Source organism: Pseudomonas lini (assembly GCF_001042905.1).
In the GTDB taxonomy this organism is placed as follows: Bacteria; Pseudomonadota; Gammaproteobacteria; order Pseudomonadales; family Pseudomonadaceae; genus Aquipseudomonas; species Aquipseudomonas lini.
Map to the genome: position 1 here is coordinate 255888 of NZ_JYLB01000007.1, position 20667 is coordinate 276554.

General features: G+C 58.3%; 21 protein-coding genes. 7 read left to right on the forward strand and 14 right to left on the reverse strand.

Annotation, left to right across the window (positions count from 1 at the left end; genetic code table 11):
* Positions 1-178 precede the first annotated feature (178 nt).
* From TU81_RS21755 to ppk2, 6 genes are all read right to left on the reverse strand, one after another.
* Positions 179-352 (reverse strand): DUF3094 domain-containing protein, encoded by a 174-nt coding sequence (locus tag TU81_RS21755; protein WP_032833555.1) that lies wholly within the window; start codon positions 350-352, stop codon positions 179-181.
* 166 nt (positions 353-518) lie between these two features.
* A complete protein-coding gene (locus TU81_RS21760) occupies positions 519-1145 on the reverse strand; it encodes a DUF1780 domain-containing protein (protein WP_038981508.1) in 627 nt (208 codons plus the stop codon).
* A 109-nt stretch (positions 1146-1254) separates the two neighbouring features.
* Entirely contained in the window at positions 1255-1704 is a 450-nt protein-coding gene (locus TU81_RS21765) for a potassium channel family protein (RefSeq protein ID WP_038981509.1), read from the reverse strand.
* 22 nt (positions 1705-1726) lie between these two features.
* The gene (locus TU81_RS21770) at positions 1727-2827 is read right to left on the reverse strand and encodes an AI-2E family transporter (RefSeq protein ID WP_038981510.1); all 1101 of its coding nucleotides are present in this window, start codon (positions 2825-2827) and stop codon (positions 1727-1729) included.
* Positions 2828-2927: 100 nt separating this feature from the next.
* Complete coding sequence (locus TU81_RS21775) at positions 2928-4709, reverse strand: SulP family inorganic anion transporter (protein ID WP_048396490.1); 1782 nt, start codon at positions 4707-4709, stop codon at positions 2928-2930.
* A 49-nt stretch (positions 4710-4758) separates the two neighbouring features.
* Complete coding sequence (gene ppk2 / locus TU81_RS21780; RefSeq protein ID WP_038981512.1) at positions 4759-5583, reverse strand: polyphosphate kinase 2; 825 nt, start codon at positions 5581-5583, stop codon at positions 4759-4761.
* A gap of 278 nt (positions 5584-5861) precedes the next feature.
* Between ppk2 and TU81_RS21785 the strand changes: the two genes are divergently transcribed.
* The 3 genes from TU81_RS21785 to TU81_RS21795 are packed head-to-tail and all read left to right on the forward strand — an operon-like array spanning position 5862 to position 9715.
* Entirely contained in the window at positions 5862-7205 is a 1344-nt protein-coding gene (locus TU81_RS21785; protein ID WP_038981513.1) for an aromatic acid/H+ symport family MFS transporter, read from the forward strand.
* A gap of 3 nt (positions 7206-7208) precedes the next feature.
* Entirely contained in the window at positions 7209-8429 is a 1221-nt protein-coding gene (locus TU81_RS21790) for a benzoate/H(+) symporter BenE family transporter (RefSeq protein WP_048396491.1), read from the forward strand.
* A gap of 17 nt (positions 8430-8446) precedes the next feature.
* Positions 8447-9715, forward strand: a complete 1269-nt coding sequence (locus TU81_RS21795; RefSeq protein WP_038981515.1) for an OprD family porin — start codon at positions 8447-8449, stop codon at positions 9713-9715.
* Positions 9716-9725: 10 nt separating this feature from the next.
* On the opposite strand, the gene TU81_RS21800 is transcribed toward TU81_RS21795, so the two are convergent.
* Entirely contained in the window at positions 9726-9968 is a 243-nt protein-coding gene (locus TU81_RS21800; RefSeq protein WP_038981516.1) for a DUF2790 domain-containing protein, read from the reverse strand.
* Between the two features lie 258 nt (positions 9969-10226).
* On the opposite strand from TU81_RS21800, the gene TU81_RS21805 reads away from it, so the two are divergent.
* Both TU81_RS21805 and TU81_RS21810 read left to right on the forward strand, forming a co-directional pair.
* Positions 10227-10916 (forward strand): energy-coupling factor ABC transporter permease, encoded by a 690-nt coding sequence (locus tag TU81_RS21805; RefSeq protein ID WP_038981517.1) that lies wholly within the window; start codon positions 10227-10229, stop codon positions 10914-10916.
* A gap of 63 nt (positions 10917-10979) precedes the next feature.
* Positions 10980-11195 carry a hypothetical protein gene (locus TU81_RS21810; protein WP_007938959.1) on the forward strand — a complete coding sequence of 72 codons (216 nt, stop codon included), beginning with the start codon at positions 10980-10982 and terminating at the stop codon, positions 11193-11195.
* A 9-nt stretch (positions 11196-11204) separates the two neighbouring features.
* Here the strand turns inward: TU81_RS21810 and yacG are convergent, their stop codons facing one another.
* The 5 genes from yacG to pilB are packed head-to-tail and all read right to left on the reverse strand — an operon-like array spanning position 11205 to position 15816.
* Positions 11205-11405 carry a DNA gyrase inhibitor YacG gene (gene yacG, locus TU81_RS21815; RefSeq protein ID WP_038981518.1) on the reverse strand — a complete coding sequence of 67 codons (201 nt, stop codon included), beginning with the start codon at positions 11403-11405 and terminating at the stop codon, positions 11205-11207.
* Positions 11402-12025 (reverse strand): dephospho-CoA kinase, encoded by a 624-nt coding sequence (gene coaE / locus TU81_RS21820; RefSeq protein WP_038981519.1) that lies wholly within the window; start codon positions 12023-12025, stop codon positions 11402-11404. The genes yacG and coaE overlap by 4 nt, the downstream gene beginning before the upstream one ends.
* Positions 12022-12894, reverse strand: a complete 873-nt coding sequence (locus tag TU81_RS21825) for a prepilin peptidase (protein WP_038981520.1) — start codon at positions 12892-12894, stop codon at positions 12022-12024. Before TU81_RS21825 ends, coaE begins: the two co-directional genes overlap by 4 nt.
* Position 12895: 1 nt before the next feature.
* The gene (locus TU81_RS21830) at positions 12896-14113 is read right to left on the reverse strand and encodes a type II secretion system F family protein (RefSeq protein ID WP_038981521.1); all 1218 of its coding nucleotides are present in this window, start codon (positions 14111-14113) and stop codon (positions 12896-12898) included.
* Positions 14114-14115: 2 nt separating this feature from the next.
* Complete coding sequence (gene pilB, locus TU81_RS21835; protein ID WP_038981522.1) at positions 14116-15816, reverse strand: type IV-A pilus assembly ATPase PilB; 1701 nt, start codon at positions 15814-15816, stop codon at positions 14116-14118.
* A 226-nt stretch (positions 15817-16042) separates the two neighbouring features.
* Between pilB and TU81_RS21840 the strand changes: the two genes are divergently transcribed.
* Both TU81_RS21840 and TU81_RS21845 read left to right on the forward strand, forming a co-directional pair.
* Positions 16043-16453, forward strand: coding sequence for a pilin (locus TU81_RS21840; protein WP_038981523.1), 411 nt, complete (start codon positions 16043-16045; stop codon positions 16451-16453).
* A 315-nt stretch (positions 16454-16768) separates the two neighbouring features.
* A complete protein-coding gene (locus TU81_RS21845) occupies positions 16769-17125 on the forward strand; it encodes a BON domain-containing protein (protein ID WP_048396492.1) in 357 nt (118 codons plus the stop codon).
* A 252-nt stretch (positions 17126-17377) separates the two neighbouring features.
* Here TU81_RS21845 and TU81_RS21850 read toward each other — a convergent pair whose 3' ends face one another.
* On the reverse strand, positions 17378-17674 hold the full coding sequence (locus TU81_RS21850; protein ID WP_048396493.1) for a DUF2845 domain-containing protein: 297 nt from the start codon (positions 17672-17674) through the stop codon (positions 17378-17380).
* On the reverse strand, positions 17674-20661 hold the full coding sequence (locus TU81_RS21855; protein ID WP_048396494.1) for a DUF748 domain-containing protein: 2988 nt from the start codon (positions 20659-20661) through the stop codon (positions 17674-17676). The genes TU81_RS21850 and TU81_RS21855 overlap by 1 nt, the downstream gene beginning before the upstream one ends.
* Positions 20662-20667: the final 6 nt, after the last annotated feature.

The window sequence follows — 20667 nt, forward strand, 5'->3', positions numbered from 1 at the left end:
GAGCAACGCTGCCCTGCGCCACGTGGGCGTCCGTCCCTTCGGGTTGCGCTCCAACGAGCGCGAGGCTGCGTTGCGGGATTTGCCAAGGGAACAACCATTGGCGGCATCCCGCGCCTTGCCTCGCACTCGTTGGAACGCAACGCGGTTCGTCATCAAACGTCAACAGACCCTCGGCAGCTCATAGCGTCAGGTAACTGATAAAGCGGCTCAACAGGCCTAAACCAATGGTCACTGCCAACACCACCACCAGGAGCATCCACGGCCGGAAAGGCCGGCGCTCGACTTGGTGCTGGGACAGGTGCAGGTACTCTTCGACATGCTTCTGGTCGTCCGGGTTCAGGCGGCTGGTCATATTGGGCCTCGTCAGGTAGACGTTGCTGAATGTGTAGAAGCTACAGCGTGGGGGATCCTGCGTTGAACGGAGCTTAGCCGATGGCTGGAATGGCTCGACGCTCACCGTATTGTCCAGGCGATTGATTCCACTTTGTAACACTCGGCGACCAACTCCCGCAACGGAATCACAGGCTGATCCCGACGTCGAAGACGATGCTGCGACCCAGGTTGCTACGCAGAAAATCCGGGGCATCCGGGTGGGCAAACAGCACTCTGGCGAAGGTCGGGCCGACCAGCGACAACGAACGCCAGCCCTGACGCAGGTATTCGGTGGGCGGTGGAAAGTGGCTGTTGAGGTCCAGTACTTCGCGCTTGAGGCTGGCGAAGGCGATGATGTCCAACTCCCCCAAATCCATGCCCCGCTCTTGGTAGTTGTGGGCTTTTTTACGCAAGGTCGGCGCCAGTCTCAGCAGAAATTCATTGGCCGGGATGCGCCGGGGCTTGGCCTCGCGGCGCACCAACTGGCTCAGGGAAAACGCGCTGCGTCGACGTTGCAGCTCGTCGCGCCATTCGTCGTTGAGGCGTCGGCCCTCGTCGAGCACGAAAAATACCTCGAAATTCGCGTCACGGAACAACACGTCCGGCGGCTCCCCTGCGGGGGAAAATTCGTCGGCGCGATACGGAATGTTCAAGCCTTGCAGCAGGCGCTGGCAAACCCAACGCTCACGCTCCCATTTGCGGGCATTGGAGAGGAACGTGTTGGCTTGCTCGGCCGCAATGGTCAGCAGGCGTAAATAATCTGAGTCATCCATAGGCCCAAGCTTAGCGTTCAAATGTGATCTGAATAATAAGTCTGTCGCAAAAGAAAAAAGTCTGTCTCGATTTCTTCAGACAGAGTCTTGCCCGTTTTTTCTGGCATGCCTATGGGTGTTCACGCTGCTTTAGCCTGTCCATGCTGTGCTTTATGACATCCATCACCGCAGCGGTCATCACCGAGGTGGAGACACCAAACATCAGGATGCCGTTGGCTGCCTCCAATGGCCCAAGCAGACGCCAGCGTGAGGACATGACGATGTCGCCGTAGCCCAGCGTGGCGAAATTGACCGCCGAGTGATACAGCGCGGTGAGGAACTCGTCGAATTCGTCGAGCAGCATGAACAGCGTGGCCCAGATGGCGATCTGCACGAAATTACTGAGCGACATCAGCAGCATGACCATCGACAACAACAGGATATTCAGCCATTGCGATTCATGAGCGGATTGGGCATGCCTGAAATGAACGTAATAACGCAGGCATATAGTTATGAAAACGGCTTGCATTAGCAGGCAGAACAACATCACGGGAAGGCCGGCCAATAGATTCAACAGCATGGGAATTTCCTCTGCCGCCGTATCAGGTCTGTCCCTGGTTGTCTGGTCCGGGTTCTTGCGCTTGATCCACCCATTCCCAGAACAGCTGATAGCCGACCGCGAGTATCACAGGGCCAATAAACAGGCCGAGGATACCGCCCGTGACCATGCCGCCCAAGGCACCGATCAGCACCACAGGCATCGGTACATCGACACCACGACCTAGCAACAGTGGTTTGAGGACGTTATCGACCAATCCCGCGATGAAGACATAGATGGCAAATATGATGGTCGCCGTACTGGCACCTTCGCTCATGAAAACAAAGACGATCACCGGAAGGGTAATCAGGCTCGCCGGTAACTGCATGATGCCAAGAAGCAGCACCGCCAAGGCGAGAAGACCGGCGCCGGGGACGCCCATGAACACAAAACCGATACCCACCAACAGCATCTGGATGAACGCGATACCGACCACCCCCAACGCCACTGCCCGGATGGTGGCGGTGCACAGATCGGCGATTTTTGGCCCGTTGATCGGACCGCTGAAGCGCGAAACGATTCGCACCGCGCTGCGGTGGCCGCCTTCTCCATACGCTAAAAAAATACCGGCAATAATCAGTGCGACGATGAATAAAAGGAGCCCCATGCTGACACCCGCAAGCTTGCTCAGCAGGGAGAGGCTGACACCTTTGATCTGCGGTATGAACTTCTGTGCCAGATCGGGCAGGTCAGTGGTGGCTTGCGCCCACAAGTTATAAAGAGGTTTTCCCACGAGCGGCCAGCTGGCTACCGTATCGGACGGTGGCGGAATATGGAAACTGTCGGTTTTGACCATGGTCATGACCTTCTCCACGGATTCCGCAAGCGAGGCTCCCAACAAATAAACAGGCACCATAAGAATACTGATGGCGATTAATACGATCAGCGTCGCGGTGAGCCCGTCTTTGTTCCCCAGCTTGCCTTTGAACCTGACTTGCAAGGGGTAGAGGGTGATTGCCAGGATCACCGACCACAGCATCAGGTCGAGGAACGGGCTGAATATCTGAAAGCAGAACATCACCAGAACGGCAATCACTCCGGCACGAATCAGCACATCGAGCAGATCCCGGGAAAAAATCTTTTCGAGCATGGGCGTGGGAACCATTGATTACCTCCTGTAGAGAGTGGCAAAGACATGCGATCGGTAAGTCCAGCATAGACGCGCTGGCAATCTACGTGCTGGCTGCGGGTGTCTCCGCTGCCACTCAGTGATCCTGGTCCTGCCAATCCACCGGATGAATCATCAGATAGCTGTCGACTGCAGTACCTATTGTTGGAAAGAACGCCGTTTCACCAAGCCGCGCGAAAAGCCCGAATCGCTTCAGCTTGTCCTTGACCGGGTCCTTCATCTCGGCCACGCACAACTTGATACCCGCCGCGTGCAAGGTTTCGTCCAGTTCCGCCAACATGTCGGCGGAGGTCACGTCCACGCTGGTGACGGGTTCCGCCGCAACGACCAACCAGCGCACTGGCGTAGGCGATGCCGCGACGGCGTCGAGCACTCGGTCATGGAACAACTCGGCGTTGGCGAAAAACAACGGCGCATCCCAGCGAAACAGTACGAGGCCGGGTACAAGGCGCGCGTCGGGATAGCGTTTGATGTCGTGATAACCCTTGACGCCTTCCGCGCGTCCCAGAACGGCAGAGTAAGGGCGCCAGCCATCCCACAGAAATTCGATGACGGCGATCACGATGGCCAGGCCGATGCCCTCAATCGCACCCAGCACGGCCACGCCGACGGTGCAGACGATTGACAGCCAGAACTCCCAACGCTGGATTCGATAAATGCGTCGCAGGTCGGTGACCTCGATCAGGCCGATGGCGGAGGCGATCACCACAGCAGCCAGTGCGCTGGTGGGTAAATCCTTCAACAGATCCGGTGCCACCACCAGCAGTAAGGCAACAGCCAGCGCGCCGATGACTCCGGTCAGCTGGGTTTTGGCGCCTGCAGCCTCGGCCACGGGCGTCCGTGACGAACTGCTGCTGATTGGAAAACCCTGAAAAAAACCGGCGGCCAGGTTGGCAACGCCGAGCCCCACCATTTCCTGGTTCGGGTCCACATAGGTACGGGTTCGCGCCGCATAGACACGCGAGAGCACGCTGGTATCGGCGAACGAAACCAGGGCAACGGCGCAACCGCCGATCAGGACGGGGACAATATCAGCGCGAGTGATCCAGGGGATGGCGAACGCAGGCAAGCCTTGTGGAAGAGAACCGAGGACCGATATTCCTGCACGCGTGGCAAGGTCCAGCACACCCACGGCGACGGTCGCTCCTGCCACGGCGATCAGAATGCCCGGTATGCGCTTGTTGCCCTTGAGCAGCAGAATCACGGCCAAGGTGCCTGCGCCGACCATGAACGCGGTCCAGTTGGTTTTTCCCTCCATTATCGCTGTAGCGATCGCCCACAGGTTTCTCAGCGGGCCGTCGGATTCAATCGAAAAACCAAAAAACTTGGGCAGTTGGCTGATCAAAACCGTCAGCGCGATCCCGTTCATGTACCCGTAGCGGATCGGTTTGGAAAGAAGCTCCGTGACAAAACCCAGGCGCGCGATGCCGGCGAGGATGCACACCGCCCCCGACACGATCGCCATCATGCCCGCAAGGGCGATTGCACGATGCGGATCACCGCCGGACAGTGGCAGGACGACGGCGAGGATGACGGCAGCCAGCGATGAATCCGGCCCCAACACTAGAATCCGGCTGGGCCCGAACAGCGCATACGCGAGCAGCGGAACGATGGTCGCGTAAAGGCCATAGATGCCGGGTACGCCCGATGCCACCGCGTAGGCGATGCCGACAGGCACCAGCATCGTGGTCAGTACCAAACCGGCCACAAGGTCGTGCCTCAACCAGGCTATTTTGTATCCGCGTAGCGTGCGCAGTCCCGGTAGCCAGCGATCCCAACCGGCCTTGTCGCCGCCGGTATCTCGATGGGCAATCCGGCCGGGTTCCGGGACGGGAGGCGAAGCATCCGAATGGCTCATAGGACTGTGGCCCTTTGGTGTACAGCGCAGATCCGCTTGAACGTGCCGGTCAGAATTTTTCCGGAATTCGCCGCAGCGGATAATTCGGTTCACGATAGCCGCCTGATTTCTGCCGTTTGGGCAAAATCACCTTCTCGCGCGGTACATTCTTGTACGGAATGCGGCTGAGCAAATCAGAGATGATGTTGAGGCGGGCCCGCTTCTTGTCGTTTGAGTTGGCCACAAGCCACGGAGCATGTTCGGTGTCGGTCGCCTTGAACATGTCGTCACGTGCGCGTGAGTAGTCATACCAGCGGCTGTATGACTTGAGATCCATTGGCGTCAGTTTCCAGGTTTTGCGGCCATCCTTGATCCGCGCCTCGAGCCGGCGGGTCTGCTCCTCTTCGCTGACTTCCAGCCAGTACTTGAACAGGATTACGCCCGAGTCGACCATCATGCGTTCCATGAGGGGGGTCAGGCTCAGGAAACGGGTGACCTGCTCATCGGTACAAAATCCCATCACACGCTCGACCCCTGCGCGGTTGTACCAACTGCGATCGAAGATCACCACTTCGCCAGCCGCTGGCATGTGCGCCATGTAGCGCTGCATGTACATCTGGCTCTTCTCGCGATCGGTCGGTGCAGGTAGCGCCACCACCCGAAAGACGCGCGGGCTCACCCTCTCGGTGAGCGCCTTGATCGTCCCACCCTTGCCGGCGCCGTCGCGTCCCTCGAAGACGATACAGATCTTGATGCCCTTGGCTTTTACCCACTCCTGCAACTTGACCATTTCGACATGAAGTCGGCGTAACTGCTCAAGGTAGTCTTTGTTCTTCAGTTTCAAAGGTTCAGCGGCGTTACTTTTAACAGGGGTTTTCTTCTTGTCCTTTGCCATGACCCAAGCCTCACCTATGCCAGTCGTATTGCTTCGAGCAAAACTGGCGTCGTAGACGGCCCTCTGCTCTTGACGTTTAACTCCATACCAACCGCGTGAGTCTAGTCCATGGTTCAACCCTCTACAGGGTTACTGCAGGCTCCTTGAAACATTGCACTAAACGGATAGCGATCTGCGCAAAGCGGCTATTGCCCCGTGCCCGGCGTCTCTACCCTCGGCTGTACGGACGTTAGCCGCGTTACCGACTCTTAAAAAAACAACAACAAGAGATAGATGCCATGCGCAAGATCGACGTACATGAGGTTATCGACAACGCTCGATTCAACCGCTTTCACTGGATGGTGCTGTTCTGGTGCGCCCTGATCATCATCTTCGACGGATACGATTTGGTGATCTACGGCGTGGTGTTGCCGATGCTGATGAAAGAGTGGGGGCTCAGTCCCCTGCAAGCCGGCGCATTGGGCAGCTATGCCTTGTTCGGGATGATGTTCGGCGCGCTGTTTTTCGGTCCGCTGTCGGACAAGATCGGCCGCAAGAAAGCCATCACGATCTGCGTGGTGCTCTTCAGCGGTTTTACCGTGCTCAATGGTTTTGCCCGTAACCCCACCGAGTTTGGCCTCTGCCGGTTCATTGCCGGGCTGGGCATCGGCGGGGTGATGCCCAACGTTGTGGCGCTGATGAACGAGTACGCGCCGAAGAAAATTCGCAGCACGCTGGTGGCGATCATGTTCAGCGGCTACTCGGTGGGCGGCATGCTCTCGGCGGGGCTCGGCATCGTGCTGATCCCGAGTTTCGGCTGGCAGTCAGTGTTTTACGTGGCGGTGCTGCCGTTGCTGTTATTGCCGCTGATCATGTACTTCCTGCCCGAATCGGTGGGTTTCATGCTGCGTCAGGGGCGCAATGACGAGGCGCGCAACGTTCTGGAGCGGGTTGACCCGGCTTACGTTGCACTCGCCAGCGATCAGTTGCACATGAGCGAAGTGAAGGGCACTGGCACCCCGGTGTTGCAACTGTTCCGTGAGGGCCGTGCGTTGCGCACGCTGATGCTGTGGCTGGCGTTCTTCTGCTGCTTGCTGATGGTTTACGCCTTGAGTTCCTGGCTGCCGAAACTGATGGCCAACGCCGGTTACAGCCTGGGCTCGAGTCTGTCGTTCCTGCTGGTGCTCAACTTCGGGGCCATATTCGGCGCGGTCGGCGGCGGGGTGCTGGGTGACAAGCTCAATCTGCCGCGCGTGTTGGCGGTGTTCTTCGTTGTAGCTGCGGTATCGATCAGTTTGCTGGGCTTCAACAGTCCGATGCCGGTGTTGTACCTGCTGATCGCCCTTGCCGGCGCCACCACTATCGGCTCGCAGATTCTGTTGTACGCCTGCGCCGCACAGTTCTACTCCATGACCATTCGCTCCACCGGTTTGGGTTGGGCGTCGGGTATCGGCCGCAACGGTGCCATCGTCGGTCCACTGTTGGGCGGTGCCTTACTGGGGATCAGCCTGCCGCTGCAACTGAACTTCATGGCGTTTGCCTTGCCCGGTGCGGTGGCCGCCGTCGCCATGACTGTGTTCGCCATTAGCAGTCAGCGCAGCGCTTCTGGTGTCAGCCAAGTGCTGTCATCGACCGGCGCTTGAGTCATGAAAGCTCTATTGCGGGACTTTTCCCTGTCAGCCGCCGTCGCCGGATTTATCGCCACGGTGATTTCCTACGCAGGCCCGTTGGTGATCATCTTTCAGGCAGCTGAAACGGCACATCTCTCGCGGGAAGTGTTGTCGTCCTGGATCTGGGCGATTTCCATCGGCAGCGCCGTGCTCGGCATCGGTTTGAGCCTGCGTTACCGCGTCCCGGTAATCATCGCGTGGTCGGCACCGGGTTCGGCATTGCTGGTGGCATTGTTGCCGGGAATCTCCATGCCGGAGGCGGTGGGTGCTTATCTGGTCAGCAGCCTGATTGTCTTTCTGGTCGGGGTGTCGGGGGCTTTTGACCGGATCATCGGCAAACTGCCCGCGGCGATTGCGGCGGCGATGCTGGCGGGGATTCTGTTCAGCTTCGGTACGGGGTTGTTCGTCTCGCTACAAGGCAAGCCGCTGCTGGTGCTGGCGATGTTTGCCACGTACCTGATCTGCAAGCGGGTGATGCCGCGCTATGCGGTGTTGATGGTGCTGCTGGTGGGCTGTTCCATCGCGTATCTCGCAGGTGATTTGCACCGCGAAGCGCTGGTGATCGGTTTGACCACGCCGGTATGGACCACCCCCGTGTTCAGCCTGAGCGCGACCCTGAATGTCGCGTTGCCGCTGGTGATGGTGGCGCTGACCGGCCAGTTTGTTCCCGGCATGGCGGTGCTGCGTGCCAGCGGCTACACAACGCCGGCGGGCCCGATCATCGCCAGTAGCGCGTTGGGCACTGCGCTGTTAGCGCCGTTTGGTTGTCACGGGTTGAATCTGGCGGCGATTACCGCGGCCATTTGTACCGGTCGCGAGGCCCATGAAAATCCGCGTAAACGCTATGTGGCCGGGGTCGTGGGCGGGCTGTGTTACCTGGTGCTGGGGATCTTCGGTGCCACGCTGGTTTCGTTGTTTTCGGCGTTCCCCAAGGAACTGATCGCGGCCCTGGCCGGGCTGGCGCTGTTCGCGGCGATAGCCGGGGCGTTGGCCGGCGCAATGGCGGTACCGAGCGATCGCGAAGCCGCGTTGGTGACCTTTCTCACCACCGCCTCGGGCATGTCGCTGTTTGGTCTGTCCGCCGCTTTCTGGGGATTGATTTTCGGCATGGTCACGCACGTGCTGTTGAGCGCGGGGCGTCCCGTCCCACGCAGCGAAACCGCTGCGACTGAAGTACTTCAACCTGTCGATCAATAAAAATAAGAGAAAAAACGATGAAACAGATTCTTCCAACAACCGGTTCAGTGTTGTCCCTGGCGTTCGTCTCGATTTTTTCCAGTGGCGTGATGGCTGCCGAGGGAGGCTTCATCGAAGACACCACGGCCACCTTGCAGGCGCGTAACTATTACTTCAGCCGGGACTTCTCGGACATCGTCGGGGCCAATCAACAGTCGAAGGCCGAAGAGTGGGCGCAAGGCTTCATCCTCAACGTCAAATCCGGTTATACCCAGGGCCCGGTCGGTTTTGGTGTGGATGTCATTGGCCTGCTCGGCCTCAAGCTCGACAGCAGTCCGGACCGGGTCAACACCGGTTTGCTGCCGGTGCGCGATAACGGGCGCGCAGCGAATGAGTACAACCGTCTGGAAGGTGCGCTGAAGATGCGTTACTCCAAGACCGAGCTGAAAGTGGGTGAGTTGCAACCCAACGTGCCGGTGCTGGCCTTCAGCGATATCCGGTTGCTGCCGCCCAGCTATCAGGGCGCGAGCATCAGCTCCAATGAGATTGATGGGCTGACCTTGCAAGGTGGCCACTTGAATTCGACCAGCCTGCGCAACGAGGCCGGCGACGAAAAGATGCAAGCCATGCTCGGTCATGTACCGCAGCGTCAGGTCAGCAGCGATGGTTTCAACTTTGCTGGCGCCGATTACGCCTTCAATGACAAACGCAGCTCGGTCAGCGCCTGGTTCGGGCAACTGGAAGATATCTACAACCAGCGCTTTCTCGGCCTCAAGCACAGCGAGCCGATGGGCGACTGGACCCTGGGCGCCAACCTTGGCTATTACGATTCGCGTGAAGACGGCAAAAAGTTGCTGGGCAATATCGACAACCAGGCGTTCTTCTCCTTGCTGTCGGCCAAGCGCGGCGGCCACACGTTTTATGTCGGCTATCAGGGCATGTTCGGCGACAGCGCCTTCCCGCGAGTTTTTGCCAACATCTCGCCACTGGGCAATGAAGTGCCGACCTACGAGTTTGCCTTCACCGATGAACGCTCCTGGCAGGCACGTTACGACTACGATTTCGCGGCCCTCGGCGTGCCGGGGCTGACCAGCACCGTGCGCTACATCACCGGCAACAATGTCGATACCGGCAAAGGCTTTGAAGGCAAGGACCGCGAGCGCGATCTGGATATCGGCTATGTGCTGCAGAGCGGCAGTCTCAAAGGCCTCGGGATCCGTGTTCGCAACGTCATGGCGCGCTCCAACTACCGCAGCGATATCGACGAAAACCGCCTGATCCTCAGTTACACCTGGAAGCTGTTATGAACCAGGGCGATCACAGATCAGTGGTGCAGTCACCCATGACTTCGTACGTCACGCGATGGGTCTGGCCCTGATGATCGACATACTCCATGGTCGCAGGCACAACCCCGCAGGCGGTTGCGGTGTTCGTCACTGAAACCACCTTGGCGATGTCCATCGGCTGCGCCGGGTTGTACGAGGTGGCGGCTGGCTCGTTGCCGGCGGCCAGGGCCGAGGTGGCGGCGAGGGTCAGAAACAGGCTGGTCAAGGTTTTCATTTTTCTGTGCTCCGTGTCGATTCCGATGCTTGGATTTTAGTCTTTGCCCGCAATCGATAAAGGGGCCTGGGTCTGATTCAGCCTTGCAGGAAACGTAACAATCGCGGCCTCTTTTTGATTGTGTAGATATCCGTTTCTTCGGTAACGGATATGCCCCAATCGTAAAACGACCCTACGGAGCAAAGTCGAAGGGCGTACAAAGGGCGGTGTAGACTGAAGCCCTGTTCTCTTTCGGCAGACAAGGGAGTGTGCCCAGCCATGATCGGTGCCGAGTTACTGTCCTCCGAAACCCTGACGGTGGGGTGGTTGATCTATGTACCGGTGCTGATCTGGGCTATTGCGCGAGCCCCTTGGGTCGAACTGTTCAGCGACAGCCGCCGTCAGCATCTGTTGTTCGGCACGGTGTTCGCGCTGTTCATGCTCTGGCTGGTGCGACGGGACTTCGACACGGGCGTGTCCTATCACTTCATCGGCATGACGGCGGTGACATTACTGCTGGATTGGCCGTTGGCGATTGTCGGCGGGTTGGTCGCGCAAGCGGGATTGGTGCTGCTCGGTCGGCAGGACATGGCGGCCATGGGGGTCAATGGCGCGTTGCTGATTCTGCTGCCGGTGCTGATTACCGAGTGCTGCGCGATTCTGGTCGAGCGCGCGCAGCCGCGTAATCCTTTTGTGTACATCTTCTGTTCCGGTTTTTTTGCCGCTGCGTTGTCGGCCCTGTTGTGTTTGATTCTGGCGCTCACATTGCTGTGGTACGACGAACGTTTCGCCATGCCCTATTGGCTGGAAGATTTTGTCGGTTATCTATGGCTGCTGATTTTTCCCGAAGCATTTATCAACGGCATGGTGGTCAGCGCATTGGTGGTGTTCTGCCCCGAATGGCTGGAGACGTTCAATCGCACGCGCTACCTTTCGGCGCCCTGGAAGGACGACGATCCCAAATCTTGATCCACATCAAATCCAAAAAACGTTGCCGAATCCATGCTCTGGAAAACCTTCAGGAGCAATGGCATGAGTGTGTATGAGTGGGCCCGGCAGGAGTTGCGTCAGAGTCTGGATGTGGCGCAAGAGGTGGGCTTCGATCCGGGATTGAGCCTGCGCGCCTTGCTCAGTGCGGTGGTGCAGCAGAGCAAGGCGGTACGCAATATCGAAGACCTGGCCGATGAGTTGCGGTTTCTCGCCGAGAACCTCGACGAGGGCCAGGACTATGGCTTTATGCGGCCCTGAGGGGCGTGATCAGTGACGCGGGTCGAAGTCTTCGCTGAACATTTCGTCCTCGGCATCCGGGCCCACCGGGATCTTGTGTTCTTCCGACGCCCAGGCGCCCAGGTCGATCAGTTTGCAACGGTCCGAGCAGAACGGCCGGAATGTGTTCTCGGGGCTCCATTCGACAGGGGCGCCACAGGTTGGGCAATCGACGGTTGGGGTTTGGCTCATGACTGGCCTCCACGCAAAGTAAGGTAAAAGTGATGCAGGCGTTCGACCTCGCTGTGCAGCCAGGCGAGGTCGCGGTCGTTGACCACCACATCGTCGGCATGGCTCACGCGGTCCTGTCGGCTGGACTGGGCCTTGAGGATCGCCTGGACCTGCTGTTCGCTGGTCTGGTCACGCTGCAGCGTGCGTTCGATCTGTAACTGTTCCGGAGCATCGATCACCAAAACCCGTTGGGTCATGGCGTACTGCCCGGACTCGATCAGCAGCGGCGAAACCAGAATCGCGTAAGACGATTGTGCCTTGGCCAGATGGTGGGTGATTTCTTCGGCGATCAGCGGATGCAGCAGTGCTTCGAGCCAGCGGCGTTCATCCGGCACTTCGAAGATCAGCTTGCGCAGCGCCGCGCGATCCAGTTGGCCGTCGGCTTGCAGCACGCCGGGGCCAAAGTGCTCGGCGATCTTCGCCAGTGCCGGGCGACCGGGTTCGACCACCCAGCGAGCCGCATGATCAGCGTCGACCACGTGCACACCCAGGTCGATAAAGTGTTGGGCGGCCGCGCTTTTGCCGCTGCCGATGCCGCCGGTAAGGCCGAGAATCCAGGGTTTTTCCACAGGGGTATTCATTTCAAACCGACAAACTGCCAATAGAAGCCGGTTATTTGACCACCCCAGAGCAAGGCAATCCAGCCGGAAATGGCCAGATAGGGGCCAAAGGGCAGCGGCGTCGAGGTTTTCGCATCCCGCAGGCGCAGCAAAATCACCCCGATGATGGCGCCCAGCAGCGATGACAGCAGGATGGTCAGCGGCAAGATCTGCCAGCCGCCCCAAGCGCCAAGCATCGCCAAGAGCTTGAAGTCACCGTAGCCCATGCCGTCCTTGCCGGTGATCAGCTTGAACAGCCAGAACACCGTCCACAGCGCCATGTAGCCGGCCACCGCGCCCCAGAGCGCGTCATGCAGAGACACGAAGAGCCCGAAGCTGTTGACGATCAACCCCAGCCATATCAACGGTAGCACCAGCACGTCCGGCAACAGCTGGTGTTCGGCGTCGATCAGGCTCATCGCCAACAGGCCCCAGCTCAGGACCAGCACCATGCAGGCCTGCCAGCCGAAACCGAAATGCCAGGCGACGAACGCCGACAGTACGCCGCAGGCCAGTTCGGTCAGCGGGTAACGTTTGCTGATCGGCGTCGCGCAGTTCGAGCATCGCCCACGTAAAAACAGATAACTGAGTACGGGAATGTTTTCCCACGCTCGAATCCGATGGCCGCAGTCGGGGCACTCGGAGTGAGGCAGTATCAGGTTGTAAGCCGGGCCGGGGGCTTCGGGTGGCAAATCCAGGACGTCATGGGCTTGCAAGCGCCATTCACGCTCAAGCATTTTCGGCAGGCGCCAAACCACCACGTTGAGGAAACTGCCGATCAGCAAGCCGATCACCAATGCGGTGATCGTAAAGGCCAGCGGGTCGAGACTCAAAAATTCGTTCACGGACATATCAGATCGCTGAGCCGAGTTGGAAGATGGGCAGGTACATCGCAACCACCAGGCCGCCGACGATAACCCCCAGCACCACCATGATGAAAGGCTCCATCAGACTGGTCAGGTTGTCGACCATGTTATCCACTTCGTCCTCATAGAAACTCGCGACTTTGTCGAGCATGTCGTCCAGTGCGCCGGACTCTTCGCCGATGGCCGTCATCTGGATCGCCATGTTCGGAAAGATGCCGGAGGTGCGCATGGCAAAATTCAGCTGCATGCCGGTGGAAACATCCTGCTTGATGCGTAACACCGCTCGCTTGAACACGATGTTGCCGGTCGCGCCTGCCACTGAATCCAGGGCTTCGACCAGTGGCACCCCGGCGGCAAATGTCGTCGACAAGGTGCGGGCGTAACGGGCCACGGCGGACTTGTACATGAGCGCGCCAACCAACGGCAGTTTCAGCAGCCAGGTGTCCATCCGGTCCCGAAAGCCCGGGGACTTTTTAAAGGCATGGCGGACGCCGAAGACCAGCGCGCCCAGCATGCCGAGCACCATCCACCACCAGGCCTGCAGGAACTCCGACAAGCCGATGACCATCACGGTGAACCCTGGCAGCTCGGCGCCAAACCCCGAGAACACCGACTCGAACTGCGGCACAACCTTGACCAGCAGAATACCGGTCACAATGATCGCGACGAACACCACCGCCAGCGGGTAGGTCATGGCTTTCTTGATCTTGGCCTTGAGGCTTTCGCTCTTTTCCTTGTAGGTCGCCACCCGTTCCAGCAAGGTATCCAGGGCGCCGGCCTGTTCGCCGGCATCCACCAGGTTGCAGTACAGCTCATCGAAATACTGGGGCTTTTTGCGCAGGGCGGCGGCGAAACTGTTACCGGCCGCGACTTCCTGTTTCACCTCGTCCACCAGCTTGCGCATGTTCGGGTTGTCGAAGCCCTCGCCGATAATGTCGAACGATTGCAGCAGCGGTACGCCGGCTTTCATCATGGTCGCCATCTGCCGGGTAAACAGGGCAATGTCCAGGGCCTTGATGCGTTTGCCGGCACTGAAAATGGACGCGGTTTTTTTCCGCACCTTGCCCGGGTTGATCCCTTGCTTGCGTAACTGAGCCTTGATCAGCGCGGGATTCTGGCCGGTCAATTCGCCGGTCATTCTTGTGCCTTTTTTGTCTGTGCCTTCCCAGGCATATACGCTTATTTTCGCTGCTTTGACCGCCATGTTCAGTCCTTCGTGACCCGGTTGATTTCTTCAAGGCTGGTGATGCCTTGCATGGCCTTGAGCAGGCCCGAAGTACGCAGGTCGTTGAAGCCGTCCTTACGCATCTGGATGTCGATTTCCAGTGAATTGCCTTCGGCCATGATCAGCCGCTGCAGGTCTGGGGTGTTCTTTACCACTTCATAAATCCCTACTCGCCCTTTGTAACCGTTGTTGCACTGATCGCAACCGACCGGTTCATAGATCGTGAACGAGCCGATGCGTTCCTCGGGAAAGCCTTCTTTGAGCAACGCCTCGCGGGGAATCTCGATGGGCTTTTTGCAATGACTGCACAGTTTGCGCGCCAGGCGCTGGGCGATGATCAGGCTGACCGAGGTCGCGATGTTGAACCCCTGAATCCCCATGTTGTGCAGGCGGGTCAGGGTTTGCGCGGCGCTGTTGGTGTGCAGGGTGGAAAGCACCATGTGCCCGGTCTGGGCAGCCTTGATGGCGATTTCGGCGGTTTCGAGGTCGCGGATTTCGCCGACCATGATCACATCCGGGTCCTGACGCAGAAACGAGCGCAACGCCTGGGCGAAATCCAGTCCCTGCCTCGGATTGACGTTGACCTGGTTGATGCCTTCAATGTTGATTTCTACCGGGTCTTCGGCGGTGGAAATATTGATGTCGACGGTGTTGAGGATGTTCAGCCCGGTATAGAGCGACACGGTCTTGCCCGAGCCGGTGGGGCCGGTCACCAGGATCATCCCCTGTGGCTGCTTGAGGGCGGCCATGTACAGGTCTTTCTGGTCGGGTTCGTAGCCGAGGGCATCGATGCCCATTTGGGCACTGGACGGGTCGAGGATCCGTATCACCACTTTCTCGCCCCATAAGGTCGGCAGAGTGTTGACCCGAAAGTCGATGGACTTGCTTTTGGACAGGTGCATCTTGATTCGCCCGTCCTGGGGTTTGCGTCGCTCGGAGATGTCGAGGCTGGCCATGATCTTCAGCCGGGACGCAATTCGGTTGGCCAGTTGTGTCGGCGGCCTGGCGACCTCCCGCAGCATGCCATCGGTGCGCATCCGCACGCGGTAGATTTTTTCATAGGGCTCGAAATGCAGGTCGGAAGAGCCGCTCTTGATCGCATCGAGCAGCATCTTGTGGACGAATCGCACCACGGGCGCGTCATCAGTATCTTGCCCTGCAATGGGGTCCTGTTTCTGCTCATCGACCGACTCGATGTCCAGCCCGTCGAGGTCGACATCGGCCATGTCTTCCAGGCCAGTGGAGTGGTTGTCGAAGAATTTTTCGATGGCGTCGCTGAGCTTGTCTTCCTCCACCAGAATGGCTTCGGTACTCAGCCCGGTGCTGAACTGGATGTCGTTGATGGCTTGATGATTGGTCGGGTCGGAAATCCCCACGAACAGCTTGTTACCACGCCGCCAGAGGGGCAGGGCGTGGTGCTGACGGATCAGCTTCTCGCTGACCAGCCCTCGGGGTTGGGTGTCCTTGTCCAGGCAGTTGAGGTCCAGCAGGGCCATGCCGAAATGTTCCGAGGCCACCTCGGCGACCTGCCAGCTTTTCAGCAGCTTGTTTTGCACCAGATAGCTGACCAGCGAAATTCGATTGCGTTGGGCCTGCTGATACGCCTGTTGCGCACTTTGGTCAGTGATCAGTTCGGCCAGCACCAATTGCTTGGCCAGACCGCTAAGGGCGATGTCATTCATTGGGATTCCGGACGCAGGCGGTTAATGTCTTATAGCCTAGTCAAGCAGTGGAACCAAACCAGCCGGGGTGAGGTGACAAAAAGTGTCAGATAGTGCGGATCCTTGGGGTAGGAAAGGTCTTTAGCGTGATCTCGCGCCCCGCAGGCAGGGGCGCGCGCGGCTTGGCATGACCTGTGCTGTGCCTTGTTCAGATCATGAGATTTCGACTCATGCATGGAGCCTGTCTATGAAAAATCAAAATGGTTTTACCCTGATTGAACTGCTGATCGTGGTGGCGATCATCGGGATTCTGGCAACGTTCGCATTGCCGCAGTATTCGAAGTACCAGGCGCGGGCGAAAGTAACCGCTGCCCTTGCAGAAATTTCGGCACTGAAAGTGCCTTTCGAAGACATCATCAACCAGGGCACTAACCCCACCCTCGCACTGATCGGCGGTACGGTGACCACCGGTAATTGCACGATTACGGCATCGGGTACCGCCGCTGACGGTGCAGGCACTATTGGCTGCACGATTCTCAACGCTCCAGGGCCGGTGCTCAGCAAAACCATTACGCTTACACGTACACTCACCGGTGGCTGGACATGTGCCACCACGGCTGAACAGGAATACGCGCCTAAAGGCTGCACTGGCGCCTGATCCATTTTCATCCTTCAAAGGCCCCGCGTTCCACGACGCGGGGCATTTTTTTGCTCGGCATTTAAGGGCGATTTAGATAATCAAGAAAATCCCGACAATTCATGGCCTTAGGCCTGCGTTAAAACCCGCAAGTTGCATGTAGATAATTTCGTAGTCATGCAATTTGCATGATTTCGAAAGTCACCTATTTTTATAAGCTGTTGATTTGCAAGTATTTATTTTTTATCGAGTCGTTGGCACAGCGTTCGCACTATCTCCTGTAACCCTGCTGACAAGACACGCAGCAGACTTTCCAGAAATACAGGAGTTACTCGTATGAAGAAGTTCGCTATCGCTGCCGCTACTGCTACCGCGTTGACCCTGACCATGGCCAACGCTGCATTTGCACAGACCACCCAAGCGACTCAGGCACCCATGATGCTGGCCGCCGGTGAAGTTACTGAAGCGAAAGAGGATGTTTCCGATACCTGGATCACGACCAAAGTCAAAGCAGACCTGGTAACCGAAAAAGGCATCCCAGGCACCGACATCAAAGTCGAAACCAACAAAGGCGTTGTTTCCCTGTCTTCCATGACTGTTCTGACAGACGCTCAGAAAACAACCGCCGTGGCTATCGCCAAGAACATCAAAGGTGTCAAAGCGGTGTCCGCTGACGGCCTGAAATCCGAGTAAGACAAGGCTTCTCGCCTGGACCGGGAGAAGGTGCGGTAGACGGGCCGAGTCATACGTCTGCCGCTACTTGAGAGTTCATGCGAAGGCCACAAGGACGTGGCCATTACAGGCCCCGGCATCCGTGTCGGGGCCTGTTCTATTTTGGGGAACAAAGATCAAAAGAAAGATCAAAAGATCGCAGCCTTCGGCAGCTCCTACATGGGAATGAGTACACCTGTAGGAGCTGCCGAAGGCTGCGATCTTTTGATCTGTTCAGTTGCCACGCTTGCTGGTGATTCGAACCAGCCGGTTTCCTTCAAAGCGCAGGTACTGGTACATCCCGCTGTTGGGCCCGTAGGTCCATTCCTCGACCTGAAACTCTTCCCGCCGATTGGCGCTGCGCTTGTAGCCCAACACGTCGCGGGCAACAGGCTCTCCGCATTTTTGCAGCACTTCGTCGGCCCTGTCCCCGACGCTAATCAATTGACTACCGCAGCGCAAGGTGTCGGCCGCCGCTGCCTGGCCGGCAATCAGCATCAGAGCCAGGCTCAAAAGCCAGCGAGTGCCCATCACTCGGCATCCAGGTGCAAAGGCGTGATAACCCGGCCATCGCTTTCTGCTTCGCCGAGGCTGGCGTCGATGAAGTACACGCGGTCATCGGCCAACTGACCCTTGTCCACCAGATAATCCTTGATGCTGCTGGCTCGTTCTTGCCCGAGTTGACGCAACAGCACCTCGCTGGAGCTCCAGAACGCGATCACGCCTTCACGCATTTTTTTACTGCGCTCTTCCTTGCCCAAGTCCTTCCATTCGGCAGGCGGCTGAGTCTTGAGGCGTGTGCGGTAGATCCCTTCAAGCAGCGGGCCTTTCTCGTTGTCCGGCACTTTCAGCAACGACGCCTGAGCCGGCACTTTGTCACCGCGGCGCTGGAGCATTTTGTAGTAGTTGTATTGGTATTCCCGCTCCAGACGTTGCTCGGCAATCAGCGGGCCATCGCTGGTCTTGGCGGCGGTGCCTTCGATTTCCAGGCGCAGGGCCGGACGTTCCTTGAGCGCCTGGGACAATTTGACCAGCGCTGTTTCAGCGTCTTTGCTCAGGTCGCTTGAACCCGGTGCAAATGCCACGGTGCCCAAGTCTTCCGAACCACCGCCGCTCACCAGCCCGCCAATCATTTTGAATGGCGCTGCGGCTGCTTTCACGATCAGGTTGCGCAGGGTCTGCCAGATAATAGGCATGACACTGAACTGTGGATTGTTCAGGTCGCCGCTCACCGGCAGCTCGATGGAAATCTTGCCGTCGACATCCTTGAGCAAGGCAATCGCCAATTTCAGCGGCAGGCTCACCGCGTCCGGGCTGTCGACCTTTTCACCCAGTTGCAACTGCTCGACCACCACTTTGTTTTCGGCCAGGAGCTGACCGTTGGTGATCTTGTAATGCAGGTCGAGATTGAGTCGGCCCTTGCGGATACGGTAACCGGCGAACTTGCCGGAGTAGGGCGTCAAGGTGGTCAGTTCGACCCGTTTGAAACTGGTGGCGATGTCCAGGCTGGCCATCGGGTCGAACGGGTTGACCGAACCCTTGATGGTCACCGGCGCATAGCGGTCGACCTTGCCTTTGACGTCGACACTGGCCGGTTTTGCCTGGCGGCTGTCGATGGTGCCGATCTTCCCGTTGAGCTGTTGAACAGCAGTGGCGAAGTTCGGGGTCAGGCTGAAGTCGGCGAAGTTTGCCGAACCATCATTGATGGCTATGCCGCCAATGTGGATGCCCAGCGGTTTTTCTTTTCCGGCTGCCGGTTTGGCCGCGGCGGCTGTGGTGCCGGAATCGGCCGGTTGCGGGATCAGCAGGTCATCAATGTTGGTGGTGCGATCATCGTTGATCATGAAGCGCGCATAGGGTTGGAACAGGTTGACCTTGTCGATCGACAGACTATCGCCATGCTGATAGTTCAGGCCTTCGAGCACCAACTGTTGCCACTTGAGGAAGTCGCGGGTCTTCAGGGTGTCGAGGGTATGCAGTTGATCGACCTGGGCTTTACCTGTGACGCTGAACGCCAACGGTTCGGTGCTTTTCAGGTCGACCGCCAGATCACTACCCAACATGCCGCTGCGCAGTTCGAGACGAATGAACGGGTTGATGTAGGACTGGGCGACGCGCAGATCGATGTCCTTGGTCTGCACGTTCAGTTTGGCGCTGATCGGGGCCAGATTGACCACGCCATCTGCTGTTATCTTGCCTTGCTTGCCCACGCCGGTGTCGAGCTTGAGGTTGAAAGGTGAGCCATTGAGGCTGTCGAAATTTTGCAGGTCCAGGTTCAGCGGGCCCAGCTCCAGCGCCACCTCCGGTTGGGCCTTGCGGTCGGCCAGGTGCACCTGATAATCACGTAGCTGCACGTCTTTGAGCAGAACCTGCCAAGGCTTGCTCGGCGCGGTCGGTTCAGGCTTCGGCGAATCGGCTACTGCCGGCGCGCTGGCTGGCTCGGCATTGGCTTTGTTGGCCGCTTTGGACGGCTGGCTGGCGAACAGTTTTTGCCAATCGAGTTGCCCATCGGCTTCGAGGGCGGCCCAGGTTTCCAGTTTCTGGCTGCGGATCTTGCCGACCACCACTTGCTGTTTTGCCAGGTCCACGGTGGTTTCGCTGATGTCCAGCCGCTCGAGCTTCGCCAGCGGTCGACCGTCCGCAGTCTTGATGGCGAATGGCGCGACGCTGACGGCAACGTTGCTCAGCAGCAGTTCGGTTTCCTTGGCCAGGTTGAGCTTGTAGTCGGTGCTGAGGCTGACCACGCCATCTTCGAGTGCGAGCGGCACAGCATCGCGCACATAGGGCCAAAAGGATTTCATCTTGCCGTCGGTGATTTTCAGCTTACCTTCGGAGGCGATCGGGATCAGGCTGAAGTTACCGGTCCAGTCGATCTGTCCACCTGCCGGGCCGATGGCCACCAACGTCATGTCGGCGCTGTCTTCGGGCAAGGTGCTGAGGTTTTTCAGTTCGAAATCGAGTTTGTCGTAGAGGAATTCGATGGGTTCGCTGGGGCGTGCATCCTCGAAATGGACGGAGCCGCTGACCAGTTTGATCCGCTCCACGCGCAGCGGGAATGGCTTGGCTTCCGGATCGACCGGGGTCGGTTCGCTGGCGGGGATTTTGAACAGGCCGAGCAGGTTGAGTTTGCCGTCCTTGCTGAAGAGGATTTCGGTCTTGGGTTTGTCCAGTTCGATATCGGACAGGTGCAGCGCCTTGGTCCAGAGGCTGTCGATCTGCAAGTTGGCGTATAGACGTTCGAAGCCCACTTGCTCCTTGCCCGGCTCGCCGATGACCAGACCCCAGAGGGTGACTTCGAGGCTGAACGGGTTGAGTTCGATCCGTGAAATCGTCGCGGGCGTCGTGGCGTAGTTGGCCAATTGTTGGTTGGCGATTCGCAACGCGATGCCCGGCAAAATCAGAAACCCCAACAGGCTATAAAGAGCCAGGGCAGTCAACAAGGCGCCGATAGCGCGAATCAATCCTTTGGGCATGTGCGGCTTCATCTGTCGGAATCGGAGTGCCTTGGAGTATGGCATGCGTTT

Bases quoted from the DNA above. Each gene is read 5' to 3' on its own strand.
- TU81_RS21755 (WP_032833555.1), bottom strand. From the start codon at position 352: ATGACCAGCCGCCTGAACCCGGACGACCAGAAGCATGTCGAAGAGTAC.
- TU81_RS21760 (WP_038981508.1), bottom strand. From the start codon at position 1,145: ATGGATGACTCAGATTATTTACGCCTGCTGACCATTGCGGCCGAGCAA.
- TU81_RS21765 (WP_038981509.1), bottom strand. From the start codon at position 1,704: ATGCTGTTGAATCTATTGGCCGGCCTTCCCGTGATGTTGTTCTGCCTG.
- TU81_RS21770 (WP_038981510.1), bottom strand. From the start codon at position 2,827: ATGGTTCCCACGCCCATGCTCGAAAAGATTTTTTCCCGGGATCTGCTC.
- TU81_RS21775 (WP_048396490.1), bottom strand. From the start codon at position 4,709: ATGAGCCATTCGGATGCTTCGCCTCCCGTCCCGGAACCCGGCCGGATT.
- ppk2 (WP_038981512.1), bottom strand. From the start codon at position 5,583: ATGGCAAAGGACAAGAAGAAAACCCCTGTTAAAAGTAACGCCGCTGAA.
- TU81_RS21785 (WP_038981513.1), top strand. From the start codon at position 5,862: ATGCGCAAGATCGACGTACATGAGGTTATCGACAACGCTCGATTCAAC.
- TU81_RS21790 (WP_048396491.1), top strand. From the start codon at position 7,209: ATGAAAGCTCTATTGCGGGACTTTTCCCTGTCAGCCGCCGTCGCCGGA.
- TU81_RS21795 (WP_038981515.1), top strand. From the start codon at position 8,447: ATGAAACAGATTCTTCCAACAACCGGTTCAGTGTTGTCCCTGGCGTTC.
- TU81_RS21800 (WP_038981516.1), bottom strand. From the start codon at position 9,968: ATGAAAACCTTGACCAGCCTGTTTCTGACCCTCGCCGCCACCTCGGCC.
- TU81_RS21805 (WP_038981517.1), top strand. From the start codon at position 10,227: ATGATCGGTGCCGAGTTACTGTCCTCCGAAACCCTGACGGTGGGGTGG.
- TU81_RS21810 (WP_007938959.1), top strand. From the start codon at position 10,980: ATGAGTGTGTATGAGTGGGCCCGGCAGGAGTTGCGTCAGAGTCTGGAT.
- yacG (WP_038981518.1), bottom strand. From the start codon at position 11,405: ATGAGCCAAACCCCAACCGTCGATTGCCCAACCTGTGGCGCCCCTGTC.
- coaE (WP_038981519.1), bottom strand. From the start codon at position 12,025: ATGAATACCCCTGTGGAAAAACCCTGGATTCTCGGCCTTACCGGCGGC.
- TU81_RS21825 (WP_038981520.1), bottom strand. From the start codon at position 12,894: ATGTCCGTGAACGAATTTTTGAGTCTCGACCCGCTGGCCTTTACGATC.
- TU81_RS21830 (WP_038981521.1), bottom strand. From the start codon at position 14,113: ATGGCGGTCAAAGCAGCGAAAATAAGCGTATATGCCTGGGAAGGCACA.
- pilB (WP_038981522.1), bottom strand. From the start codon at position 15,816: ATGAATGACATCGCCCTTAGCGGTCTGGCCAAGCAATTGGTGCTGGCC.
- TU81_RS21840 (WP_038981523.1), top strand. From the start codon at position 16,043: ATGAAAAATCAAAATGGTTTTACCCTGATTGAACTGCTGATCGTGGTG.
- TU81_RS21845 (WP_048396492.1), top strand. From the start codon at position 16,769: ATGAAGAAGTTCGCTATCGCTGCCGCTACTGCTACCGCGTTGACCCTG.
- TU81_RS21850 (WP_048396493.1), bottom strand. From the start codon at position 17,674: ATGGGCACTCGCTGGCTTTTGAGCCTGGCTCTGATGCTGATTGCCGGC.
- TU81_RS21855 (WP_048396494.1), bottom strand. From the start codon at position 20,661: ATGCCATACTCCAAGGCACTCCGATTCCGACAGATGAAGCCGCACATG.